Raw genomic sequence first — 22816 nt, 5'->3', positions numbered from 1 at the left:
CCTTTCTGCGGCATAACACATGCCGCCGGGTTCATACGGAGGCGGAAGCAAGGTGCCGCGTGCCTCGCGCTGGTCGCATCACCCGAGTCGCAGGGGTTTGCGCGCGCGGGCGACGACCTCGCCGCCTTCCGCATAACAGCCGTATGAAACGAGCCTACCCCGGCAGACGGGTGGCCATAACGGCCTTTCGCCAGACGGCGCACTGCAGTGCGGCAAAGGGCCCGCAGGCGACAAGAAGGGGCCGGGCGCAAACTTGTCATCCCAACGGATGGCAGGATTGCGCCCGGCCCCTTCTTGTCGCCATCATCCCGCGAGACGCTCGTCTCAGACGGTGCCCAGCAGCCATTTCCACGCAGGAACCTGGACGATTGTCTTGCCCCCACGCTCGATCGCCTCTTCCGCCCCGTTGCCGGTGATGAGATAGCCCACCGTCTGCTCACTCTGCTCGAGAGCCTCCCAAAGGGCGCGGATCTCCCGCTCGCGCGTCTTTGCATCGGACACGTCGGCGGCCACTTGATACAGCTCGTAAACCTCGCCGCTGAGCGCATCGCCGACTACGAAGTCGACCTCATAGCCATGTGCTTTCGTGCGCAATGATGAGATGCCGTCCCTGCGCATACCCACCGATCGGCGTCGAAGCTCGAGATACACGACGTCCTCAAGCCGTTGACCGACGTCGTTTGCCCGCGCGGTGCCGCAGGCCAAGGCAAGACCCGGATCGACCGCGTAGACCTTCGGCTGTGCCGTCGTCTTCTCTGACAGGGCAAACGACAGCTCCTTGACCGAAAATACGAGATAGGCTTCCTGGAAATACTCGAATAGCTCGCCCAGGGCCTCTCGAGACGTCGCAATTCCCGCCGCTTTCAAATCGTTCGTCAGCTTACGTAACGACAGCTGACGCGCATTGAGGCCGAGGAGCCGCTGGGACAGCAGCGACGCCGCTTTCGGCTTGCTTACGCTGTGACGCTCGACGACATCGCGCGCCACGACGCGCTGAGCATACGATTGGAGCAGTGAAATCGACTGCGCGCGCGGAAGGTTGAACGTCGCTGGAAAGCCCCCATCCTCGAGATACGACCGATAGGCACGCTCCACATGCAACCGCTCCTCCGTAGAGCATGCTCTGGGGTCGAGGTTCTTGACGCCGTGCGCCGCTGCATATTCCCTAAAGGAAAATGGGAGCAATTCGATATCGAGCGCGCGGCCCCTGAACTCAGTCGAAATCTCCTTCGACAGCATCTTCGAAGAAGACCCGCTTACGTAAATCGTCGCCTTCCGTGTGTCAACGATACGCCTCAGCCAAGCGGCCCAATCCTCCATCTCCTGCAGTTCGTCAAAGAAGAGATAGGCTCCTTCGGACAGGGCGGAGGGATTGAGTGCATAGAACGCCTCGAGCACCTCATCCCCTATCCGCGGGGTGATGGGCTTCAGGCGATCGTCGTCGAAATTGAAGTAGCAGATGTGGCCTAAAGGCACCCCATCGTTCATGAGCCGATCGATTTCTTGGAAAAGGCGATAGGACTTTCCGCAGCGCCTGATGCCGGTCACGACCTTGACCAGGTTTCCGATACGAGGCTCAAGAGGTTCACCCAGGTCCAAGTCGCGGAGCACAATAGGGCGGTATGCATCGATGGAGAAGTCTCGCAGGGTAGAAGCGATCACTTCGTTCATAAGCACCTCCAAACTGGCAACACTTTACTGCCAATTATAGATATATTGGCAGTGGTTCATTGCCAGTTTGTTGCAAATGGAGCAATACGATAGGCCGACCGGGCCGCGCGGGACGTGAATTCACCCCAAGGCTTACGAAGTGTGTGCTTCGATCTGGAATGACCAAGTAGACGAGTTCGGGTGAAGCACAAAACCGCTGGTACAGGAATTGCGACCGCCGCGGTATACAAAGCGGTTCCGAAACAAAGCACTCACTTCGCGACGTCGGGGGGACTGGCCGGGTGCAGGCCCGCCATCCCGGGGGATGACGGGCCTGCACCCCAGGGGTTTTCCTGCATCGGGCGGGACTTATCCCGCCCGATGCAGGAAAACCCCTGGGGCGCATTCACGTCCAAACGCAATCGGGGCAGCGAAACCTCGCTGCCCCGATTCCGCGCATAGCTCTATCGGCTCGCTGCTTCTAGCCTTCGGCTCCAGCGGGCGCAGGCAGCGCCACCTCCGGCATGAGCTCCTCGCCCATGACGCCCAGGATATCCTCCAGAAGCGTCAGGTCATCGTCGGAAAAACGCCGCTTGATGCGGTCCATCACGTCGTGGATATACGACGAGCTGATGTTGTAGTAGTCCAGGTACTTCTGCGTGGGCTGCAAGTGGTACTCGCGGCCGTCGCTTGTCGACTGGACCTTGGTCACGTAACCCTTGCGGATCAGGCTTCCAATCTTGTAGGCGGCGTTTGACGACGAGATCCGCATGAAGTCGGCAAACTCGTGCACGGTGGGCGAACCCAGCGCGTAGATGGCCTCCATGGCAAACGCCTCGACCGTGGTCAGGCTGGCCTCGCGGTTCGCGAACCGGGCGAAGGTCTCCTGGTAAAAGTGGAGCTTGAACTTGTTATACACGCTTTCGAACTTCTCATCCAACTCTGAATGCTCCTCCTGTGCTGCCACGGTGTTTCGCTCCTACGCCTGGTCGGCCGAGCCGAGCGCAAGCGTCAGCGTGGCGGAGCAGGCAACCTTGCCGTCCACTCGGGCCTCGGCCTCGACGAAGGCGAACGAGCCGCGCACACGCGTGATGCGGCTCTCGAGCTCGAGCACGTCGCCGGGGCGCACCTGGGCGCGGAACTTAGCGTCCTTGATGGCGGCGAAAAAGCCCAGCTTGCCGCGGTTCTCGGGCAGCGACAGCATGGCCACAGCCGCCACCTGGGCGAGCGCCTCGACGATCAGCACGCCGGGCAGCACGTGGTACTGCGGGAAGTGGCCGCAAAACACCGGGCTCATGTTGCTCACGCACAGGCGGCCGCGGGCCCAGGAGCCCTCCTCGCCGTCGGTGATGCGGTCGACGAGCGCAAAGGGATAGCGATGGGGCAGGATCTGGGCGATCTGATTCGAATCAAGCTGCATGTCGGCCTCCTAGCCGTTCCACTTCTTGAACAGGACGCACGCGTTGTGCCCGCCGAAGCCCAGCGAGTTGGACAGCGCGTATTCGATATCGGCCGCGCGACCCTCGTTGGGCACGCAATCCAGGTCGCACGCCGGATCGGGCTCGACGTAGCCGATGGTCGGCGGCAGGAACGAATCGCGCAGCGCGAGCGCGGTGAAGATGGCCTCGACCGCACCGGCAGCGCCGAGCATGTGGCCGGTCATAGACTTGGTGGAGGAGACGGCCATGTCGTAGGCGTGCTCGCCGAAGACGGTCTTGATGGCCGCGGTCTCGCCCTTGTCGTTCAGCGGCGTGGAGGTGCCGTGCGCGTTGACGTAGCCCACGGCCTCGGGCGCGACGTCGCCGGCGTCGGCGAGCGCCTGGGCCATGGCGCGGGCGCCGCCCTCGCCGTCGGGTGCGGGCGCGGTGATGTGGTAGGCGTCGCAGGTCACGCCGTAGCCGACGACCTCGGCGATGATGTTCGCGCCGCGAGCCTGGGCGTGCTCGAGCTCCTCGAGGACCAGCATGCCGGCGCCCTCACCCATCACGAAGCCGCTGCGGCGGGCGTCGAAGGGCACGGAGGCAGCCTGGGGGTCATCGCCCACGTGCAGGGCGCGCATGGTGGTGAAGCCGCCGATGGACAGCGGGGTGATGGCAGCCTCGGTACCGCCGGTCAGCATGATGTCGGCGTAGCCGTCGCGGATGTGGCGGAACGCGTCGCCCACGGCGTTGGAGCCGCCGGCGCACGCGGTGACCGGGCAGGTGCACATGCCCTTGAAGCCGAACTCGATGGCGACCTCGCCGGCAGCCATGTTGGAGATGCCCATGGGGATGTAGAAGGGCGAGCAACGATCGAAGCCGCGCTTCAGGCAGCTGGTCTGCTGCGTCTCGGTCTCGCGGACGCCGCCGATGCCGGAGGACACGATGACGCCGGCGCGGGTGAGATCCTCGGAGGCGAGATCAAGGCCGCTCTGGGCGATGGCCTCGCGGGCGGACACGATCGCGAACTGCGTGAAGCGCGACTTGTGCTTGGCCTCGGGCGCGCTGAAGTGGTCCTTGGGCTCGAAACCCTTGACCTCGGCAGCGAGCTTAACCTTCTGAGCGCTCGCGTCGAACTGCGTGATGGTGTCGATGCCGAGCTTGCCGGCGCGTGCGGCGTCCCAGCTCTCGGCCGCGGTGTTGCCGATAGGCGTCAGGGCGCCAACACCGGTGATGACAACTCTGCGTTTGGACATGGAAAGCTCCTTTCGGGAGAGGACATGTGAAAAGGCGGGCGGGAAAAGAGGGACAGGCACTTTTTCCCTTCACGCACCCTTGTAGGTCGAGTACTCAGTCAGCGAGCGGGCGGCTGGCGAGGCAGGTTGCCGTGAAAGAGGAGGGAAGCGTGCTTTGGCACGCGACCGACGATTGAACGGCAAGGTGCCCGCCAGATGCCCGCGCAGCGGCGGCGCATTACAAGCGGGCGCTCCAGGTGCGCCAGATTGCCGCGAAGCGAGGAGGCATAGGCCTTAAAGGCCATGCCGACGAAGCTGAGCGGCAAGGTGGCGTGCCTGGGGCGCACACCGGCTATCTGGCGAGGCGAGGTGCCCCGAAAGAGGAGCGCCGCGTGCTTAAGGCACGCAAGCGACGAATGAGGGGCAGATCGCCCGCCAGATAGCCGGTGCTACATGGCCATGCCGCCGTCGACGGCAATCACTTGCCCGGTAATGTAGGCGGCCTCGTCGGACACCAGGAACGCCACCGCATGGGCGACATCCTCGGGCTTGCCGGGGCGGGCGGCGGGAATGGCGGAGCACATGGCCTGCTGCGCGGCCTCGGGCATGGCGGCGGTCATATCGGTCTCGATATAGCCGGGCGCCACGGCGTTCACGCGAATGCCGATGCTGGCGACCTCGCGGGCAATCGACTTGGTCATGCCGATCAGGCCGGCCTTGCTCGCGGCGTAGTTGGCCTGGCCCGCGTTGCCCATGATGCCCACGACGCTCGCCATGTTCACGATGGCGCCGCTCTTGGCGCGCATCATCGGACGGAGCACGGCCTTGGTCATGAGGAAGGCGCCCTTGAGGTTGGTGGCGATGACGGCGTCGAAGTCGTCCTCGCTCATGCGGGCGGCCAGCTTATCGCGGGTGATGCCCGCGTTGTTGACGAGAATGTCCACGCCGCCGAGCTCACGCGCGGCCTCGACGAGCTCCTTAGCAGCGTCGGCGCTGGTCACGTCACCCTGAATGGCGCGGGCGGCAACACCCGTCTGCTCCACGAGCTTCGCGGTCTCCTCCGCAGCGGCGGCGTTGCCGGCGTAGGAGAACACGATGTTGGCGCCCAGGCGGGCAAGCTCGAGGCAGATGGCGCGGCCGATGCCGCGGCTGCCGCCGGTGACGATAGCGGTCTTACCGGTCAAATCCATGAGGAATCCCTTCTGTGACAAGATGGTGCCAGGTACAAACTTGTCGGTTACGCGCAGGTCAGCTTCTGCAGGTCCTCGACGGTCTCGACGGGCGTGCAGGAGATCTCCTTGGCGGTCTTGCGCACCAGACCGGACAGGACCTTGCCCGGGCCGATCTCGATCACGCGGTCGACGCCCAGCTCGGCCAGACGGCAGATGGTGTCCTCCATGCGCACGGACGACTGCACCTGGCGCTCGAGCAGGCTGACGATATCGTCGCCCTCGCCCATCTCGCGGCCCAGGGTGTTGAACAGCACGGGCACGCGCATCTCGCCCAGCTCCAGGCCCGAAAGGCGCTCGCGCAGGGCGTCACCGGCCGGGTGCAGCAGCGAGGTGTGGAACGGGCCGCTCACCTTGAGCGGGATGCAGCGGCGGGCGCCGGCCTCCTTGGCGGCGGCGGCAGCGGCCTCGACGGGCTCGCGGTCGCCGGCGATCACGATCTGGCCGGGGCAGTTGTAGTTGGAAACCTCGACGGTCAGGCCATCGGTGGCCTCGGCGGCAGCGGTGGCCACGACGGATTCCACGGTCTCGCGGTCCAGGCCCAGGATGGAGATCATCGCCGTGTCGCGACCGGCGGCGGCGCTCGCCATGGCGGCACCGCGGAACGCCGCGAGCTCGACGGCCGTACGGGCGTCAAACACGCCGGCGGCGGCCAGCGCCGAATACTCGCCGAGCGAAAGGCCGGCCACGTAATCGGGCTCGATGCCCTGCTCGCGCAGGATCGCCGTCACGCCACAGGCGAAGGCGACCATGCACGGCTGGGTGTACTCGGTCTGGCTCAGCTGGTCGTCGGGACCCTCGAACATCAGGGTCTTGAGGTCGAAATCGACCGCCTCGGCGGCCTCGTCGATCACCGCGGCAAACGCGGGATACGCCTCGTACAGATCGGCACCCATGCCCGCATGCTGCGAGCCCTGGCCTGCATACAGAAACGCGGTCGCCATTATGCACTCAGCCCCTCGATCGTGGTCTTGCAACCGGCCATCATGTCCTCGAAGATCGCGCGCAGCGGACGGACCTCGTGCACCATGCCGGCGATCTGGCCGCACATGAAGCTGCCGGTGTCCACGTCGCCGTCGAGCACGGCGCGGCGCAGGCTGCCGAGGGTGAGCGCCTCGAGCTCGTCGCGCTTGGTGCCCTCCTGCTCGAGCTCCAGGTACTTCTTGGTCATCTTGTTCTTGAGGCAGCGCACCGGAGCGCCGGCGGGACGGCCGGTCACGACGGTGTCGTTCACGCCGGCCTTGACGACCTTCTCCTTGTAGTTGGCGTGGATGGGGCACTCCTCACTCGCGAGCAGGCAGGTGCCCACCTGCACGCCGCAGGCGCCCAGTGCGAAGGCGGCCGCCATACCGCGACCGTCAGCGATGCCGCCGGCGGCGATCACGGGCAGGTCGACAGCGTCGACCACCGCGGGAACGAGCGCCATCGTGGTGGCCTCGCCCACGTGTCCGCCGGACTCGGTGCCCTCGGCGATGATGCCGTCGATGTCCAGACGCGCCAGGCGCTTGGCCAGGATCGGGGCGGCGACCACGGGGAAGATGCGGATGCCGGCCTCCTTCCAGGCGGCGACGTACTTGGCGGGGTTGCCGGCACCGGTGGTGACGACCTTCACGCCCTCCTCGACGACCACGCGGGCGCAGTCATCGATGTTGGGGTTCATGAGCATGAGGTTCACGCCGAAGGGCTTGTCGGTAAGCTCCTTGGCGCGGCGGATCTGCGCGCGCAGGCTCTCGCCGTCCAGGCCACCGCCGGCAACAAGGCCGAGCGCGCCGGCGTTGGAGCAGGCGGCGGCGAACTCGCCGGTGGCGATGTTGGCCATGCCGCCCTGGATGATGGGGAACTCGGTTCCCAGAATCTCGTTCAGCTTCTTCATATCTGCCTGTCCTTTCTCAAGCGACAAGATGGTGCCAGGTGCAAACTTATCGGCTGACAAGTTGGCGACAAGTTTGCACCTGGCACCATCTTGTCGGCTGCGCGTATCTAGGCGAATTCGGCCAGCGCGCCGGCCCAGGTGAGGCCCGCGCCGAAGCCCGCCATGAGGACGCGGTCGCCCGCGCCAATCTTGCCGGCGTGCACGAGCTCGTCGAGCAGGATGGGCACGCTGCCGGCAGACGTGTTGCCGGTGTGGTCGATGTTGCCCTCGCACTTGGCGGGGTCGAGGCCGAGCTTTTTCACGGAGTAGTCCACGATGCGCTTGTTGGCCTGGTGGTACACGAAGCGGTCGACGTCGTCGGCGGAAAGCCCGGCGGCGTCCAGCACCTCGCGCGTGCAGCGCGGCATGACCTCGGTCGCGAAGCGGAACACCGCGCGGCCGTCCATGTGCAGGTAGGACGGCTCGTCGCAGCCCACGCCGGGAGCGAACAGCGACGTGTCGTCACCGCGCGAGCCCCAGACGGCATGCAGTGCGGGGTAGCCCTCGGCACCCTCGAGCACCGCGGCGCCCGCACCGTCGCCAAACAGCACGCAGGTCGTGCGGTCCTCGAAATCCATGACGCGCGACAGGGTGTCGGCGCCGACGACGAGCGCGTAGGGGCGCTTGGCGCCCGGCAGCAGGCACTCGGCGACATGCAGGCCGTATACAAAGCCCGCGCAGGCGGCGTTGAGATCAAGGCACAGCGTGTCCTCGGGCATGCCCAGGTCGGCCTGGAGCAAGCACGCAGCGGACGGCGTGCAGGTATCGGCCGTAAACGTGGCGACCAGGCACACGCCCACCTGCTCGGCGGCGATGCCGGCGGCCTCGAGCGCGCGCGTCGCAGCATCGCACACGAGCGTGCGGTGGCTCTCCCCCGCCTGCGCATCGCAGTAGCGGCGCGAACGGATGCCCGTGCGCGTGGAGATCCACTCGTCGGAGGTCTCGACGATCTTGGCCAGATCGTCGTTGGTCACCAGGCGGCTGGGCACAGCTGAGCCGGTGCCGACAATCTTGACGCCCATCATATGCGGCCCCTCTTCACGGCAGTCGCGCCCATCGCGCGGAACTTGCGGTAGCGGTCGTTGACCAGCGCGGTCGGGCTCATCTTGGACAGCGTCTCGAGCTCGCGCGAAAGCTGGGTATCCAGGATCTGGAACAGCGCAGCGGGGTTCTCGTGCGCGCCGCCGGCGGGCTCGGGGATGATGCCGTCGATGACGCCGAGCTCCAGCAGGTCGTCAGCAGTGAGCTTCATGACCTCGCAGGCCTCGTCGGCGCGGCTCGAGTCCTTCCACAGGATGCTCGCGAAGCCCTCGGGCGAAAGCACGGAGTACACGGCGTTCTCGAGCATGATGACGCGGTTGCCCACGGCGAGCGCCAGGGCGCCGCCGCTGCCGCCCTCGCCGCAGATCACGCAGATCACCGGCACGGTGAGCGAGCTCATGAGCTCGATGGAGCGGGCGATCGCCTCGCCCTGGCCGTGCTCCTCGGCCTCCATGCCCGGATAGGCGCCGGAGGTGTCGACAAAGGTGAAGATGGGGCGGCCGAACTTCTCGGCGGCGCGCATGATGCGCTGCGCCTTGCGGTAGCCCTCGGGCGAGGCCATGCCGAAGTTGCAGGCCACGCGCTCCTCGATATCGGAGCCCTTGCGGTTGCCCAGCACGGTGACGGGACGGCCGTGGAACAGGGCGATGCCGCCCATGATGCTCGGGTCGTCGGTGCTGGACAGGTCGCCGCGCTGCTCGAAGAAGTCGGTGAACAGCGCGTCGATGATCTGGGCCACACCGGGGCGGCCGGGATGGCGCGCGATGGCCACGCGCTGCGCGGCGGTCAGCACGTCAACGGTCACAGGCAGGTTATCCGACATGCTCGGCACCTCCCTTTCCATGAAGCATAAGCAGGCGGATGAGGGTCGCGCGCATGCGGGCGCGCGGCACCACCGCGTCGATGAAGCCGTGCTCGAGCTGGAACTCGGCGCTCTGGAAGCCCTCGGGGAGCTTCTGGCCGATGGTCTGCTCGATCACGCGCGGGCCGGCAAAGCCCACCAACGCGCCGGGCTCGGCCAGGTGGATGTCGCCCAGGCTCGCGAAGCTCGCCGTCACGCCGCCCGTCGTGGGGTTGGTGAACACAGAGATGTACAGCCCGCCCTTATCGGAGAAGCGCTGGATGGCCGCGGAGGTCTTGGCCATCTGCATGAGCGAGATGATGCCCTCCTGCATGCGCGCGCCGCCGCTGGCGGAGAAGACGATGAGCGGGAGGTGCTGCTTGGTCGCGCGCTCGATGAGGCGCGTCAGGCGCTCGCCCACCACGGCGCCCATGCTCGCCATGAGGAAGCGCGTGTCGAGCGCGGCGACGGCCACGCGCACGCCGCCGACCTTGGCGATGGCGGTCACGATCGCGTCACCCTGGCGCGTCTTGGCACGCAGCTGCGCGAGCTTGTCGGGATAGCCGGGGAACTCCAGCGGATCGGTGGACACGAGCGCGGCGTCGAGCTCGCGGAACTGGCCGTCGTCGGCGATCATGGCCACGCGGTCGCGCGCCGAGATCGCGAAGTGATGGCCGCAGTAGGGGCACACGTGCTGGTTGTCGGCAAGGTCCGTGTCGTTCAGGGCGCGCCCGCACTGGGGGCACGTCTTCTCCTCGACCGCGGGCGCGGTGCCCTGCTGGCGCATCTTCTTGAGGGCGAGCAGCCGGTTGCGGCGCTCGGCAAGGATTCCTGCCATGCGTTACGCCTCCTTCGCGGCGCCGTCCGCAGCGCTGGTCCACGCGAGCAACGTGTCCATGTTCTCGTCGATGAACGACGTGTTGTACGTGGCGCGGATGAAGCCGGGGTGGTACATGATCTGATGGAGGATGTCGATGTTGGTCGTGGGGCCGTCGATGACGAACTCCTCGAGGCAGCGGCGCATGCGGCGCAGGGCCTCGAGGCGCGTGGGCGCCCAGACGATGAGCTTCGCGGCGAGCGAGTCGTAGTAGGGCGGCAGCTCGCAGCCGGCGTACAGGCCGGTGTCGACGCGCACGCCGTAGCCGCCGGGGATGTGGACGAAGTCCACCGCGCCGGGCGAGGGCATAAAGCCGTGCGCCGGGTCCTCCGCGTTCACGCGGCACTCGATGGCGTGGCCGCGCAGGGCGATGTCGTCCTGGGTGAAGGACAGCGGCAGGCCGGAGGCCACGCGCAGCTGCTCGCGCACCAGGTCGATACCCGTCACGCACTCGGTGATGGGGTGCTCGACCTGGATACGAGTGTTCATCTCGATGAAGTAGAACTCGCCGGAGGGGTCGAGGACAAACTCGATGGTGCCCGCGTTGACGTAGCCCGCAGCGCGTGCGGCGGCAACGGCGGCCTCGCCCATGCGCTCGCGCAGCTCGGGGCTGAGCACGCGCGCCGGCGTCTCCTCGATCATCTTCTGGCCGCGGCGCTGGATGGAGCAGTCGCGCTCGCCCAGCTGCACGACGTGGCCCTGGGTGTCGGCCATGATCTGGAACTCGATGTGGTGCGGGTTCAAGACGAGCTTCTCGAGGTACATCTCGTCGTCGTTGAAGCAGGCGCGGGCCTCAGCGCGGGCCTCCTCGAACAGGTCCTCGAACTGCTCGGGGTCAAAGACGCGGCGCATGCCGCGGCCGCCGCCGCCGGCAGCCGCCTTGATGAGCACCGGGTAGCCGATCTCGTCGGCGATGCGCTTGGCCTCGGCGACGTCGGCGACCGAGCCGTCGGAGCCGGGCACGACCGGCACGCCGGCGCTCTTCATGAGCTCGCGCGCGGCGGCCTTGTTGCCCATCGTGCGGATGACGTCGCCCGACGGTCCGATCCACTTGATGCCGTTTCGCTCGCACTCGTCGGCGAACTCGGCGTTTTCGGACAGGAAGCCATAGCCGGGGTGGATGGCGTCGCAGTGCGCGGCCTTGGCCACCGTGAGCAGGGCTTCGGTGTTGAGGTAGCTCTGGGCGGACGGAGCCGGACCGATGCAGTAGGCGTGCTCGGCGAGCTGCACGTGCAGCGCCTCGCGGTCGGCCTCCGAGTACACGACAACCGGCTCGATGTCGAGCTCGCGGCACGCGCGGAACACGCGCACGGCGATCTCGCCGCGGTTGGCGATGAGGATTCGCTTGAACATGGCGGTCACGCTTCCCTTGCTGCTTTAGGCTTCGTGGTAGCGGATCAGCGGGGCGCCGAACGAGACGAGCTCGCCGTCGACGGCCATGATCTCGTCGATCACGCAGTCGCAGGGCGCGGTGACGTCGCTCATCATCTTCATGGCCTCGAGCAGGCAGACGGTGTCACCCTTCTTGACGCGGTCGCCGGGCTGGACGTAGGGGTCCTTGTCGGGCGAGGGCGCCACGTAGAAGGTGCCCACGAGCGGGGCGGTGATGAACTGGCCCTCGGCCTCGGCGGCAGCGGGCGCGGCAGCAGCGGGCGCCTCCTGGGCGGCCGGGGCGGCAGCGGGCGCGGGGGCCGCAACGGGGGCGGCGACCGGCGCGGCGGCGATGGCCGCGGGCGCGGGGATGCAGCCGGGCTTCTCGAGCTCGATGGTGGTGTCGCCGCTCGTGACCTTCATGCGGCCGATGCCGCTCGTGTCGAAGCGGCCCATAAGGTCGAGGATGTCCTGAGTCTTCATAGCCATAGGTATGACCTCCTGTACATTCGAACTGACAAGTTGGGGCCAGGTTCATTCCGGTCGCGTGACAAGCTTGAACCCGTCCCCAACTTGTCACGTAAAGAGAAACCGGGCAGAGCGCGTGGCCCTGCCCGGTTGAAAGCCCCTTGTTTAGGCGGCCTTATTCTCCAGGTAGTCGGCCAGGTCGCCAACGGTCTTGAACTGGTCGAGCTCGGCGTCGTCGATCTCGCAGTCGAAGGCCTCCTCGAGAGCCATAACCAGCTCCATGGCGGCCAGGGAGTCGGCGCCCAGGTCCTCCTCGAGCTTGGCCTCGCGGGTGACCTTCTCAAGGTCGCAACCGACGGTCTCGGAGATAACCTCGCGCATCTTCTCGAAATCCATGACAGCTCCTTTCCCGGCGCACGCGGCGCCTTCTGACCGATGCTGTGTATGTCGTGCATCGGAGTTCGGCGCAGCTGGCGGCTGTCGGCAGATGCGCCTTCCCGTAAAACTAGCTAAAGCATTTTAGTTAAAAGTTTTGAGATGTTGACGACGTAACATCTCTACGCAGGAACTGCACAATACAGCAAAATGGCAGGTTGCTTTACCGCCAAGCGACAAGATGGTGCCAGGTACAAACTTGTCACCGACAAGATGCCGCCGGGTTCATTCTTGTCGCTCACAGCGGCAGGCCGAGGCGACAAGTTTGTACCTGGCACGAACTTGTCGCTACTCGGTGCGCAGGGCTGTGACCGGATCTTTCTTGGCGGCCATGCGGCTCGGCGCCAAGCCGGCCACGAGCGACAGCACGACCGAGATGAGCACGAGCGTCACGCCCGCGCCCGCGGGCACGGCGGCGAGGTCGGCCACGCCGGACACCTGCTCGATGATGATGTTGACCGGGATGTCCAACAGCACGGTCACCAAAATGCCCAGCACGCCCGACACGAAGCCGATGATGAACGTCTCGGCCGTGAAGATGCGGCTCACGTCGCGCTTGCTCGCGCCGATGGCGCGCAGGATGCCGATCTCCTTGGTGCGCTCGAGCACGCTGATGTAGGTGATGATGCCGATCATGATGGAACTCACCACGAGCGAGATGCCCACGAAGGCGATCAGGATGTAGGTGATGGAGTTCACAATGTCGGTCACGCTCGACATCATGGTTCCGACGATGTCGGTGTACTGGATCTCGGTGCCCTCGCCGTCGGCGCAGATCTGCTCGTTATAGTCCTCGATGATCTGGTCGACCCGCTCCTTGGCCTCGAAGTCCACCGGGTAGATGCTGATGGAATACGGCTCGTCGAGGTCCGCCACGCCGAGCTTCTCAAGGTTGCCCTCGTAGGTGGCGTTGTCGGTCTGCGCGGACAGCTGGCGCGAGAACGCGCTGGCGATCGCCTCGTCGCTCATCCCCTCGTCACGCAGCTGGTCGACGTATTCCTGCATCTGCGCACCCTGGTCGGCGGGCATCTGCGCGATGATGGCCTCGATGGACTCCATGTCCAGCTCGACTTCGACGTCATCGGGGAACTGCACCCCGGTGAAGATGTCGGTTGACGGGTTGTCGCGCTGGGCCTTCACCGCCGCGCTCGCGTCGACCTCCTCGATCAGGTGCGCCATGAGCTCGGGCGTGTACATGACCGCGCCCCAGTTGCTGCCGGACTCGTTGTCCTCGCTGGGCCGCACGATGCCCACGACGCGGATCTCCTCCGCATCGTCCACGACATCGCGCATGTAGGAGCTGTCCTCGCTCATATCCTCCCACACGCCGTCGTCGCCCTCGGCGTACTTGGAGCTCTCAGGCACGAGCTTGAACGTCAGGTTCAGCAGGTCGTCATAGGTGTAGGAGGTCTTCTCGTGGCCCTCGACCTTCTCGCCGGCAAGGACGTCGCTCATCATGCCGCGCAGCTCGTCTTGGTCGAGCAGGCCGAGCGCATAGAGCGTGTAGTCCGAGATGCGGTCGTTTTTGTCCACGTAGACCACGACCTCGTCCCAGCTCTCGGGCATGCGGCCGGCGACGACGTCGTAGTCGCGCTCCCAGGTCTCGCGGTTCGCCAGAAGCGGCGTCCACACGTCATAGGCCGAGCCGCTCCCGCCCGACATGCTCGTGAGCATCTCGGTCTGCGTGGACCCGCTCATCGAGAACCCGAGCGCATCCATGACGGTCGCGGGATTGACCTGCACCGCCCCGTCGCTCGTGTCGGACTTGAACACGTTGAGGGGCGTGTCGTAGGAGTATTGGATGTCCGTCACGTAGCTTGAAAGGTCGTCAGGATCGGTATCGAGCCACGCCTTGATGGCCTTCATGTCGTTTTCCGTCGCCCCGTTGGCCACCCCCGACACCATGTCGGTCACGAGGTCCTTGGACTCCACGGCGCCCGACGTGTTCTCGGCGCTCGCCTCGTCGCTCGTCCCCATCATGGCGGTCATCATGCTCGCCATGTCCATCGAGGTCTTCTGGATGGTCAGCGGGTAGCTGCCCATCGTGGATTCCTCCGTGTCGGCGATGTAGTTCTGCGCGCCGTCGGACAGCGATAGGATGAGCGCGATGCCGATGATGCCGATGGAGCCGGCAAACGCCGTGAGGAACGTGCGGCCCTTCTTGGTCATGAGGTTGGTGAACGACAGCGCGATGGCGGACAGGTAGCTCATGCCGCGCTTGCCCTTGCGCGCGTCGGCCACGGCGTGGGCCTGGATCTGCTCGTCGGTCAGGCGCTCGCGCGCGGGGTCGACGGGGTCGGTGTCGCTGGTGAGCAGGCCGTCCTTGATGCGGACGATGCGGTCGGAATACTCCTCGGCGAGCTGCGGGTTGTGCGTGACCATGATGACGAGGCGGTCGCGCGACAGGCGCTTCAAGATCTCCATGACCTCGACGGAGGTGTCGGTGTCGAGCGCGCCGGTGGGCTCGTCGGCCAGGATGATCTCGGGGTCGTTGACGATGGCGCGCGCGATGGCGACGCGCTGCATCTGGCCGCCCGAGAGCTGGTTGGGCTTCTTGTTCATCTGCTCGGCGAGGCCGACCTGCTCAAGCGCTTCGGCGGCGCGGCGGCGGCGCTCGGCCTTGGGCGCGCCCGACAGCAGCAGCGCCATCTCGACGTTGGCGATGACGCTCTGGTGCGGGATGAGGTTGTAGCTTTGGAAGACGAAGCCAACCGAATGGTTGCGATAGGTGTCCCAGTCGCGGTCGCGATAGCTTTTGGTGGAGCGGCCGTTGATCACCAGGTCGCCGCGGGTGTACTGGTCGAGACCGCCGATGATGTTGAGCAGCGTGGTCTTACCGCAGCCCGACTGGCCGAGGATGCTGACAAACTCCTGGTCGCGAAAGGTGACGGACACGCCTTTGAGCGCGTGGACGACGCTGTCGCCCGACGGATAGTCCTTGGTGATGCCTTTGAGCTCGAGCACGGAAGCCTTCTTCTGTATCGCCGGCGCGCGGAGGGCGCGCATATCGTTTCCAATGAGCCTATCCTACCCGTTCGGGGCAGCGCAATACGGCACTACCCCCGTTTAGGGGACGGTTTTGCGTCGGGGTCCCGAGTAGACCGAAAACGCGCACCCCGTCTACCTGCGGGTTTCACGGAGGGAGGGCGCCGTCTACTCGAGGGGCCCCTCCAAAACCGTCCCCTAAACGGGGGTACCGAAAACGGGTTGGTTGGGGACGTGTTCCGTCCAACCCATTTGCGGCAAGGCGCGCCGCCCCCTCGGTCAGCCCCCTGGAAACGGAGCCCGGAACCGCACCCCTGTTTACGGTTCGGTTTTGGCGGGGCCCACCGGGTGGGAGTGAAAGCCGCATCCCGGCTACCTGCAGGTTTATCGGCGCGCGTAATCCTTCTACCCGGACCCCCGCCCTAAAACCGAACCGTAAACGGGGGTACCGCAATCAGCCGGTCCGCGCAGTCAGCGAACGCGCGGGCAAACGACTCTGGAGTCGGTTGGGGACGTGTTCCATCCAGCCCCTTTTAATGGGTTGAACGGAACACGCCCCCAACCAACCCGTTTGCGGCAAGGTGCGGTGCGCCCCGCGCGACCCCGGTCGCTATACTAGATGGCACCCGAAAACCCAAGGAGCGCCATGTCCTCTACGCCCAGCACCAGGCACCGCAGCAACAAGCATCCGCGCAAGCAGCAAAACCGCGCATCCGCGCCGGCGTCGCAACAGCGCCGCGCCGAGCGTGCTGACGGGCCCTGTCCGGTCATGCGCTCCTGCGGCGGCTGCGCCAACCTGGGACTTCCCTACCACAAGCAGCTTGCGCGCAAGCAGCAGGCGATGGAGGAGCTGTTCGCGCCCCTGATTGCCCGCCATCGCTGGGACGTGGAGGTCGAACCCGTCTGGGGCATGGGAGGACGCGCCGGCGAAGGCTCGCTTCCCGCACCTCGGCAGTTTCGCTACAAGGCGATCACCCCGTTTGCCCCCGGCCCGCGCAACGCCGTGCGCAGCGGCTTTTTCGCTCGGGGCACACACAACATCGTGCGCGTGGACGACTGCCCCGTCGAGGCGCCCGGCGCCCGGCACATCCTCAACGAGGTCGGGCGCATTGCCCAGCAGATGCACATCCCCGCCTACGACGAGGACGAGCGCCACGGCCTTTTGCGCTACGCCGTCCTGCGCCTGGGGTGGAAGCGCGAGGAAGGCATCCTCACCCTGGTGACCGCGCAGCGCAACATCCCGCGTTTCCGCGCGTTTCTGGGCGAGGTCTCTCGCATCGACCCGCGCGTGACCACCATCGCCCAAAACATCAACGGCCGCGCCACCAACGCCATCCTCGGCAGCGAGACGCACATCCTGCGCGGACCGAAGCGCATGCGCGATGAGCTGTTGGACTGCACGTTTGAAATCTCGCCCACCGCGTTCTATCAAACAAATCCCCAACAGACCGAAACCCTCTATCGCCTGGCAATCGAGGGCATGGACCTGCGCGATGGCGACACCCTGCTCGACGCCTACTGCGGCAGTGGGACCATCGGCCTGTGCGCCGTGCGGGACGCTGTGCGGCAGGGCCACTCCGTTCGCCTGCTCGGCGTCGAACGCAACGCCGCCGGCATCGCCGATGCGCAGCGCAACGCCGACCTCAACGACCTGCAGGAACGCGCTCACTTCGTGGCGGAAGACGCCACCGCTTACCTGCTGCGCGCCGCACAGCGCGGCGAGCGCGCAGACGTCCTGTGCATCGACCCGCCGCGCGCGGGATCCACGCCCCGCTTCATCGAGGCCGCCTGCGCGATCGGACCGCACCGCATCGTGTATGTCAGCTGCAATCCCGATACGCAGGCGCGCGACGTCGAGCTGTTCGCCCGCGGCGGCTACCGCTTGGTGCGCCTCGCCCCCGTGGACATGTTCCCCCACACCGAGCACGTCGAGACGGTCGCGGTGCTGACGCGTTACTCCTCGTAATCGGCTAGATCGGTGAGCTCGGTCAGATTGCAGATGCCCGCGTCGGCAAGCGCGCCCAGCAGCGTGCGGCGATCGCGGTTCATGATGAGCTCCTCGGGGAAGTCGATGGACTCGAGCATGTTCATGGCGTGGTTGAAATGCCCGATCGTCGGCGCAAGATGGGCGTCGGTGGACACGACGATTCCCACGCCCATCTCGGCGCAGCGCTGGGCGATGCGCGAGCACACGCTATGGAACCATCCGCGTGCGTCGATCTCCAGGCTGTGCTCGTTGATCTCGATGCACTTGCCCTTTTCCTTGGCGACGGTCAGGACCTCGTCGTAGTCAAACGGCACGCCGGAGCGGCCGGTATGGCCGAGGATGAACACCTTGGGATTCTCGAGCGCCTGCACGTACATGTTGGTTGTGCGCGCGATGGGGGCGCCCTTGGTAAAGTCGCCGTTGTGCACGCTGGCGATGAGGTAGTCCATGCCGCCGGTCACGCGGTCAAACAGGCTGCCGTCAGCGGCGTAGCGCCTGCCCACGATGGTGTCGGGCACGTCGATATCCTGCCCGAACAGCGCGCCATCGAGCGAGACGATGTCGACCTCGGCACCGCGCAGCACCACGACGCCATCCCATACGCGCGGCCAGACGGTCTGGTTCAGGAAATACTGGAAGTTGCGCAGATGCTGCTCGGGAAAGAGCATCTCGCTGAAGTGGTCGGTCGACCCCAGCAGCTCGACGCCGTACTCCCGGCAGGCGGCCACGTTCTCGGCGATCGTCGAGTAGGCGTGACGCGAAAACAGCGTGTGAGTGTGAACATCGCAGGCGATCTGATAGGCCATGGGCGCCTCCTTGCCTTCGCGCGCCCGCCCCAGCCTGATGCGGCACGGGACCGGGCGGCTGCGGATTTGCATTTCTTATACCCGATAGTCCTCGGCGAGCCGCTTCCATGCGGGCAAAGAGCGCTCGATGACGTCGTAGTCGATGCAGTAGCCCAGACGGAACCAGCCGGGCACGCCGAAGCTGTTGGACGGCACCGGAAGCAGTTCGTAGGCCTTCGCGCGCTCGCAGAAGGCCTCGGCGTCGTCCTCGAGGGCCTTGACCCACAGGTAGAAGGCGCCGTCGGGCTCGACATAGGTGTAGCCGTACTCGGACAGCGCGCGGGTCAACAGCGTGCGGTTGCGCGCGTAGGCCTCGACGTCGGAGGGCTCGTCCACGCAGTCGACCACCACGCGCTGGAACAGCGCCGGGGCGCACACGAAGCCGAGCGTGCGGGCGGCGCCGGCAACAGCGGGCATGACGCGGCCCGCGAGCTCCATGGTGTTGGGCACGAGCACCCAGCCCACGCGCTCGCCGGGCAGCGAGAGCGACTTGGAGTAGGAGTAGCACACGATGGTGTCGTCGTAGATCGAGGGCACCCACGGCACCTCGGCGCCGTACACGATCTCGCGGTACGGCTCGTCGGAGATCAGGAAGATCGGCTGCTCGCGACCCTCGTTGGCGGCATTGAGTACATCGGCGAGCGCCTCGAGGGTCTCGCGGGTGTAGACTGCGCCAGTGGGGTTGTTGGGCGAGTCGATGATGACGGCCGCGGTCTTGGGCGTGATGGCCGCCGCGACCGCCGCGGGATCAATCTGGAACGTGGTCTGGTCGGCCAGGACCTCCACGCAGGTGGCCTGGGCGTTTTCAATCCACACGGCGTACTCGGGGAAGTACGGGGCGATGACGATGACCTCGTCGCCGGGGTTGGTGACAGCGTGCAGCGTCATGGAGACCGACGCCGCCGCGCCCACGGTCATGAACACGTCGGCCATCGTGTAGGCCGTACCGAAACGGCGGTTGAGCGACTCGGCGACCGCCGTGCGCACCTCGGGCAGGCCGGGCGCGGGGGTGTAGCCATGAAGCTGGTCGGACGGCAGCTCGAGGGAGCGCTCGATGGAGGCGCATACGGCCGGCGGCGCCGGGACGCTGGGATTGCCCAGCGAGTAGTCGAACACCTTGTCCGCACCGATCTGGGCCTTGCGCTCCAGCCCGTAGGAAAAGATCTCGCGAATGACGGAGCTCTCGGCCCCGCGTGCGTACATGGTCTCGTTGATCATGGTTGCCTCCCTCTTGCCGTTTGAGTCATTGTACTCGCCTTCGGTAAGGCTCCGGCAAGCAAGGCGTGCCGTTTTGGCATGGTAACAAGCGCCGCGGACACGCCCGCGACAAGTTTGTACCCGGCACCATCTTGTCGCCATCATGTCGCGGGGGGCCTTGGGGCACTACCCCCGTTTAGGGGACGGTTTTGCCGCGGGGCCCCGAGTAGACCGAAAACGAACACCTCGTCTACCTGCGGGTTTCACGGGGCGAGGGCGCCGTCTACTCGAGGGGTCCCTCCAAAACCGTCCCCTAAACGGGGGTAGTGCCGATGGGCCGGTTGGGGACGTGTTCCGTTCAACCCATTTGCGGCAAGGCGCGTCGCCCCCCTTTGCGAAAACGAGGCCAGGGAGCACGGGCGAAGGGGGCCCGCAGATGGGTTGGGAACACGTCCCCAACCGACCCATCAGACAGCAAAGAGCCGGGCTGGAGTCCGCACTCCAGCCCGGCTCTTCATGCATGGCGTATTCAGCCAGAACGGCGCGGCACTCCCCCGCGTCAGGCTAGGCGTCCTCAGCGGCGATAGCCTCCTGCGCGTAGGCGGCTGCCTCGGCGGCGATCTCCTCGTCGGACATCTTGGGCGCCGGGCGCTCGGCGGCCGCAGAGCCAGAGCCCGCGTCCCCGTTGCCGTCGTCGCCGCGTTCAGCGGCAACGTACTCGTCCCACGTGCCGTCCAGCAGCTCCGTCACGGCGTCGCCCTCGACGGTCTCGCGCTCGAGCAGCACGTTCTTCATGAGCTCAAGCTGCTCGCGGCGCTCGTTCAGAATGTTGTAGGCGCGCTCGTGCGCCTCGCGCATGATGCGCTGCACCTCGGCGTCGATGCGGCGCGCCGTCTCCTCGGAGTAGTCCTGGTGGTTGGCGTAGTCGCGACCGAGGAACACCTGATGCTGTGCCTCGCCGAACACCTGTGTGCCCAGCTCCTGGCTCATGCCCAGGCGCGTGACCATCTCGCGCGCCATCTTGGTCGCGCGCTCGAGATCGTTGGAGGCACCGCTCGTGATGTCGTCGCACATGATCTCCTCGGCCACGCGACCGCCCAGAAAGACCGCGAGCTCGTCGAGCATCTCGTTGCGGGTCTTGAGGAAGTGGTCCTCGGTCGGCAGCTGCATGGTGTAGCCGAGCGCCTGACCACGCGGGATGATCGTGATCTTATGCACCGGATCGGAGTGCTCCAAGATGTGCCCGACCAGGGCGTGGCCGCTCTCGTGGAAAGCAATGGTGGTGCGCTCGGCCTCCGTCATGACGCGTGCCTTGCGCTCCGGACCGGCGATAACGCGCTCCATGGACTCCTCGACCTCGGCCATCGAGATCGTGGAGCGGTGACGGCGCGCGGCGAGCAGCGCCGACTCGTTGAGCAGGTTGGCCAGGTCAGCACCGGTAAAGCCAACGGTGAGCTGGGCAAGCTTGTCCAGGCGGACGTCGTCGGCAAGCGGCTTGTTGGCGGCGTGGACCTGCAGGATATGCTCGCGGCCCTTCACGTCCGGGCGGTCAACGGTAATCTGGCGGTCAAAGCGGCCGGGACGCAGCAGCGCCGGGTCGAGGATGTCGGGACGGTTGGTCGCAGCGATCAGGATGACGCTCTCGGACTCGTCGAAGCCGTCCATCTCGACCAGCAGCTGGTTCAGGGTCTGCTCGCGCTCGTCGTGACCGCCGCCCAGGCCGGCACCGCGCTGACGGCCGACCGCGTCGATCTCGTCGATGAAGATGATCGAAGGGGACTGGCTCTTGGCCTCCTTGAACAGGTCGCGCACGCGCGAGGCGCCCACGCCCACGAACATCTCCACAAAGTCGGAGCCGGAGATCGAGAAGAACGGCACGCCCGCCTCGCCGGCAACCGCCTTGGCGAGCAGGGTCTTACCGGTACCCGGAGGGCCCACGAGCAGCACGCCGCGCGGAATCTTGGCGCCCAGCTTGCGGAAGCGCTCGGGCTCGGCCAAAAAGTCGCGGACCTCCTGCAGTTCCTCGACCGCCTCGTCGATACCGGCGACGTCGGAGAACTTCACCTTGGGGCGCGTGGCCTCGTTGGTCTTGGCGTTGGTCTTGCCAAACTGCATGGCCTTGTTGTTGGCGCCGCCCATCTGGCGCATGAAGTACACCATGAGCGCGATAAGGATGACGTAGGGCACGATGCTCACCAGCACGTCGACCATCATGTTGGGGTCGGACGTGTCGATGTCGTAGCGCGTTTCGGGATGCTCCTGCATGAGCTCGTTGAGCGAGTCGGAGCCCACGTACTTGGTGGTGTAGTGGTCGAGCTCGGAGCTCTTGCCCACATCCTTCTCGTTCGTCCAATACGTTCCCGACACCGTGCCGTCGGCGACGGTGTAGGTCGCCGTGGCAACGCGTCCCTCCTTGACGGCGGTCACGAAGTCGCTCGACGCGAGCGCCGCGGTGTCCGCGGACGTGCGCGAGCCGCCGCCCATGGTGAAGAACGCATAGCCCAACAGGGCGCAGATCAGCAGGAAGTACAGCCACACGGTGCGCGACGGCGGACGATGGCCGCCGCCTGCGGGGAAGCCCCCGCGACCGCCCATGAAGTCGTCGAGCTTGTTGCCGGAGCCATCGCGGTCGCCGTCGCGGCGGGGCGCACCCGGGCGCTCATCGCGCTTGTTGGGGTCCTCGCCCTCGGCAAGCACCACGGATGCCTCATCATGCATCGAGGCGTTGGAAGAATAGGTCATCTACGAATAAACCTCCGGTTTAAGAACTCCGATATAGGGAAGGTTGCGGTAGCGCTCGGCAAAGTCCAGGCCGTAGCCCACGACGAAGGCATCGGGGCAGTGCGTTCCCACGTACTTGGGATCGACGGCCGCCTGCTTGCCCGCCACGTCCTTCCACAAAAACGTGGCGACCTCGAGCGAGGCCGGGTGGCGGCTCGCCAGGTTCTTCATGAGGTAGTTGAGGGTGAGGCCTGAGTCGAGGACGTCCTCGACGATCAGGACGTCGCGACCCTTGATGTCCATGTCCAGGTCCTTGACGATACGCACGATGCCCGAGGACTTGGCGCGGTCGCCATAGCTGGACACCGCCATGAAGTCGATGGCGAGCGGGAGGTCGATGGCGCGCATCAGGTCGCCCATGAACACCACCGCGCCGCGCAGCACCGCGATGAGCACCAGGTCTTTACCCTGGTAATCGCGGGTGATCTCGGCGCCCATGCGCTCGACGATGCTCGCGATATGCTCCTTGTCAAACAGGACGCGTTCGATATCGGGATGCAGGGCTTCCATGACAGACCTTTCTGCTCGGCGTTGACGTGCCATG

The 22816-nt window shown here is 66.0% G+C and carries 19 protein-coding genes; 1 reads left to right on the top strand and 18 read right to left on the bottom strand.

Translation table 11 applies throughout. From position 1 onward, the window contains the following. Positions 1–324: 324 nt before the first annotated feature. The 14 genes from QUW00_RS01180 to QUW00_RS01115 all read right to left on the bottom strand — a co-directional run bounded on the left by QUW00_RS01180 (position 325) and on the right by QUW00_RS01115 (position 15441). Positions 325–1671: an ATP-binding protein gene (locus tag QUW00_RS01180; RefSeq protein WP_289612573.1), complete on the bottom strand. Its 1347-nt coding sequence runs from the start codon at positions 1669–1671 to the stop codon at positions 325–327. A 460-nt stretch (positions 1672–2131) separates the two neighbouring features. Next, positions 2132–2617: a MarR family winged helix-turn-helix transcriptional regulator gene (locus tag QUW00_RS01175; protein WP_289612572.1), complete on the bottom strand. Its 486-nt coding sequence runs from the start codon at positions 2615–2617 to the stop codon at positions 2132–2134. A 12-nt stretch (positions 2618–2629) separates the two neighbouring features. After that, positions 2630–3070, bottom strand: a complete 441-nt coding sequence (fabZ, locus tag QUW00_RS01170; protein ID WP_289612571.1) for a 3-hydroxyacyl-ACP dehydratase FabZ — start codon at positions 3068–3070, stop codon at positions 2630–2632. 9 nt (positions 3071–3079) lie between these two features. Beyond that, positions 3080–4324 (bottom strand): beta-ketoacyl-ACP synthase II, encoded by a 1245-nt coding sequence (gene fabF / locus QUW00_RS01165; RefSeq protein ID WP_289612570.1) that lies wholly within the window; start codon positions 4322–4324, stop codon positions 3080–3082. A gap of 428 nt (positions 4325–4752) precedes the next feature. Then, complete coding sequence (gene fabG / locus QUW00_RS01160) at positions 4753–5493, bottom strand: 3-oxoacyl-[acyl-carrier-protein] reductase (protein ID WP_289612569.1); 741 nt, start codon at positions 5491–5493, stop codon at positions 4753–4755. A gap of 47 nt (positions 5494–5540) precedes the next feature. Further along, entirely contained in the window at positions 5541–6476 is a 936-nt protein-coding gene (gene fabD / locus QUW00_RS01155; RefSeq protein WP_289612568.1) for an ACP S-malonyltransferase, read from the bottom strand. Beyond that, positions 6476–7405: a DUF561 domain-containing protein gene (locus QUW00_RS01150; protein ID WP_289612567.1), complete on the bottom strand. Its 930-nt coding sequence runs from the start codon at positions 7403–7405 to the stop codon at positions 6476–6478. The genes fabD and QUW00_RS01150 overlap by 1 nt, the downstream gene beginning before the upstream one ends. Positions 7406–7512: 107 nt before the next feature. Continuing rightward, positions 7513–8466, bottom strand: coding sequence for a beta-ketoacyl-ACP synthase III (locus QUW00_RS01145; RefSeq protein WP_289612566.1), 954 nt, complete (start codon positions 8464–8466; stop codon positions 7513–7515). Continuing rightward, positions 8466–9308 carry an acetyl-CoA carboxylase carboxyltransferase subunit alpha gene (locus QUW00_RS01140; protein WP_289612565.1) on the bottom strand — a complete coding sequence of 281 codons (843 nt, stop codon included), beginning with the start codon at positions 9306–9308 and terminating at the stop codon, positions 8466–8468. The genes QUW00_RS01145 and QUW00_RS01140 overlap by 1 nt, the downstream gene beginning before the upstream one ends. After that, complete coding sequence (accD, locus tag QUW00_RS01135; protein WP_289612564.1) at positions 9298–10164, bottom strand: acetyl-CoA carboxylase, carboxyltransferase subunit beta; 867 nt, start codon at positions 10162–10164, stop codon at positions 9298–9300. Before accD ends, QUW00_RS01140 begins: the two co-directional genes overlap by 11 nt. Positions 10165–10167: 3 nt before the next feature. Continuing rightward, positions 10168–11556 (bottom strand): acetyl-CoA carboxylase biotin carboxylase subunit, encoded by a 1389-nt coding sequence (accC, locus tag QUW00_RS01130; RefSeq protein ID WP_289612563.1) that lies wholly within the window; start codon positions 11554–11556, stop codon positions 10168–10170. A gap of 24 nt (positions 11557–11580) precedes the next feature. After that, entirely contained in the window at positions 11581–12063 is a 483-nt protein-coding gene (gene accB, locus QUW00_RS01125) for an acetyl-CoA carboxylase biotin carboxyl carrier protein (protein ID WP_289612562.1), read from the bottom strand. Positions 12064–12207: 144 nt separating this feature from the next. Beyond that, the gene (gene acpP / locus QUW00_RS01120) at positions 12208–12438 is read right to left on the bottom strand and encodes an acyl carrier protein (protein WP_289612561.1); all 231 of its coding nucleotides are present in this window, start codon (positions 12436–12438) and stop codon (positions 12208–12210) included. 327 nt (positions 12439–12765) lie between these two features. Further along, positions 12766–15441, bottom strand: a complete 2676-nt coding sequence (locus QUW00_RS01115; protein WP_289612560.1) for an ABC transporter ATP-binding protein/permease — start codon at positions 15439–15441, stop codon at positions 12766–12768. A 667-nt stretch (positions 15442–16108) separates the two neighbouring features. Between QUW00_RS01115 and rlmD the strand changes: the two genes are divergently transcribed. Next, positions 16109–17428, top strand: coding sequence for a 23S rRNA (uracil(1939)-C(5))-methyltransferase RlmD (rlmD, locus tag QUW00_RS01110; protein ID WP_289612559.1), 1320 nt, complete (start codon positions 16109–16111; stop codon positions 17426–17428). Here the strand turns inward: rlmD and QUW00_RS01105 are convergent. The 4 genes from QUW00_RS01105 to hpt all read right to left on the bottom strand — a co-directional run bounded on the left by QUW00_RS01105 (position 17416) and on the right by hpt (position 22782). Continuing rightward, complete coding sequence (locus tag QUW00_RS01105; RefSeq protein WP_289612558.1) at positions 17416–18255, bottom strand: phosphatase; 840 nt, start codon at positions 18253–18255, stop codon at positions 17416–17418. The two genes, rlmD and QUW00_RS01105, sit on opposite strands and share 13 nt — an antisense overlap. A gap of 75 nt (positions 18256–18330) precedes the next feature. Next, on the bottom strand, positions 18331–19512 hold the full coding sequence (locus QUW00_RS01100) for a pyridoxal phosphate-dependent aminotransferase (RefSeq protein ID WP_289612557.1): 1182 nt from the start codon (positions 19510–19512) through the stop codon (positions 18331–18333). 543 nt (positions 19513–20055) lie between these two features. After that, positions 20056–22233: an ATP-dependent zinc metalloprotease FtsH gene (gene ftsH, locus QUW00_RS01095; protein WP_289612556.1), complete on the bottom strand. Its 2178-nt coding sequence runs from the start codon at positions 22231–22233 to the stop codon at positions 20056–20058. After that, positions 22234–22782: a hypoxanthine phosphoribosyltransferase gene (hpt, locus tag QUW00_RS01090; protein WP_289612555.1), complete on the bottom strand. Its 549-nt coding sequence runs from the start codon at positions 22780–22782 to the stop codon at positions 22234–22236. Positions 22783–22816 lie beyond the last annotated feature (34 nt).

The organism is Collinsella tanakaei (genome assembly GCF_030373545.1).
Classification (GTDB): Bacteria; Actinomycetota; Coriobacteriia; order Coriobacteriales; family Coriobacteriaceae; genus Collinsella; species Collinsella tanakaei_C.
The sequence above is the reverse complement of the archived record's forward strand: the minus strand, read 5'-3'. Positions and strand labels throughout refer to the sequence as shown.

What these genes read in the sequence shown, in the direction of transcription:
- QUW00_RS01180 (WP_289612573.1), bottom strand. Translation starts at nt 1,671, where the DNA reads ATGAACGAAGTGATCGCTTCTACCCTGCGAGACTTCTCCATCGATGCA.
- fabZ (WP_289612571.1), bottom strand. Translation starts at nt 3,070, where the DNA reads ATGCAGCTTGATTCGAATCAGATCGCCCAGATCCTGCCCCATCGCTAT.
- fabF (WP_289612570.1), bottom strand. Translation starts at nt 4,324, where the DNA reads ATGTCCAAACGCAGAGTTGTCATCACCGGTGTTGGCGCCCTGACGCCT.
- fabG (WP_289612569.1), bottom strand. Translation starts at nt 5,493, where the DNA reads ATGGATTTGACCGGTAAGACCGCTATCGTCACCGGCGGCAGCCGCGGC.
- fabD (WP_289612568.1), bottom strand. Translation starts at nt 6,476, where the DNA reads ATGGCGACCGCGTTTCTGTATGCAGGCCAGGGCTCGCAGCATGCGGGC.
- QUW00_RS01150 (WP_289612567.1), bottom strand. Translation starts at nt 7,405, where the DNA reads ATGAAGAAGCTGAACGAGATTCTGGGAACCGAGTTCCCCATCATCCAG.
- QUW00_RS01145 (WP_289612566.1), bottom strand. Translation starts at nt 8,466, where the DNA reads ATGGGCGTCAAGATTGTCGGCACCGGCTCAGCTGTGCCCAGCCGCCTG.
- QUW00_RS01140 (WP_289612565.1), bottom strand. Translation starts at nt 9,308, where the DNA reads ATGTCGGATAACCTGCCTGTGACCGTTGACGTGCTGACCGCCGCGCAG.
- accD (WP_289612564.1), bottom strand. Translation starts at nt 10,164, where the DNA reads ATGGCAGGAATCCTTGCCGAGCGCCGCAACCGGCTGCTCGCCCTCAAG.
- accC (WP_289612563.1), bottom strand. Translation starts at nt 11,556, where the DNA reads ATGTTCAAGCGAATCCTCATCGCCAACCGCGGCGAGATCGCCGTGCGC.
- accB (WP_289612562.1), bottom strand. Translation starts at nt 12,063, where the DNA reads ATGGCTATGAAGACTCAGGACATCCTCGACCTTATGGGCCGCTTCGAC.
- acpP (WP_289612561.1), bottom strand. Translation starts at nt 12,438, where the DNA reads ATGGATTTCGAGAAGATGCGCGAGGTTATCTCCGAGACCGTCGGTTGC.
- rlmD (WP_289612559.1), top strand. Translation starts at nt 16,109, where the DNA reads ATGTCCTCTACGCCCAGCACCAGGCACCGCAGCAACAAGCATCCGCGC.
- QUW00_RS01105 (WP_289612558.1), bottom strand. Translation starts at nt 18,255, where the DNA reads ATGGCCTATCAGATCGCCTGCGATGTTCACACTCACACGCTGTTTTCG.
- QUW00_RS01100 (WP_289612557.1), bottom strand. Translation starts at nt 19,512, where the DNA reads ATGATCAACGAGACCATGTACGCACGCGGGGCCGAGAGCTCCGTCATT.
- ftsH (WP_289612556.1), bottom strand. Translation starts at nt 22,233, where the DNA reads ATGACCTATTCTTCCAACGCCTCGATGCATGATGAGGCATCCGTGGTG.
- hpt (WP_289612555.1), bottom strand. Translation starts at nt 22,782, where the DNA reads ATGGAAGCCCTGCATCCCGATATCGAACGCGTCCTGTTTGACAAGGAG.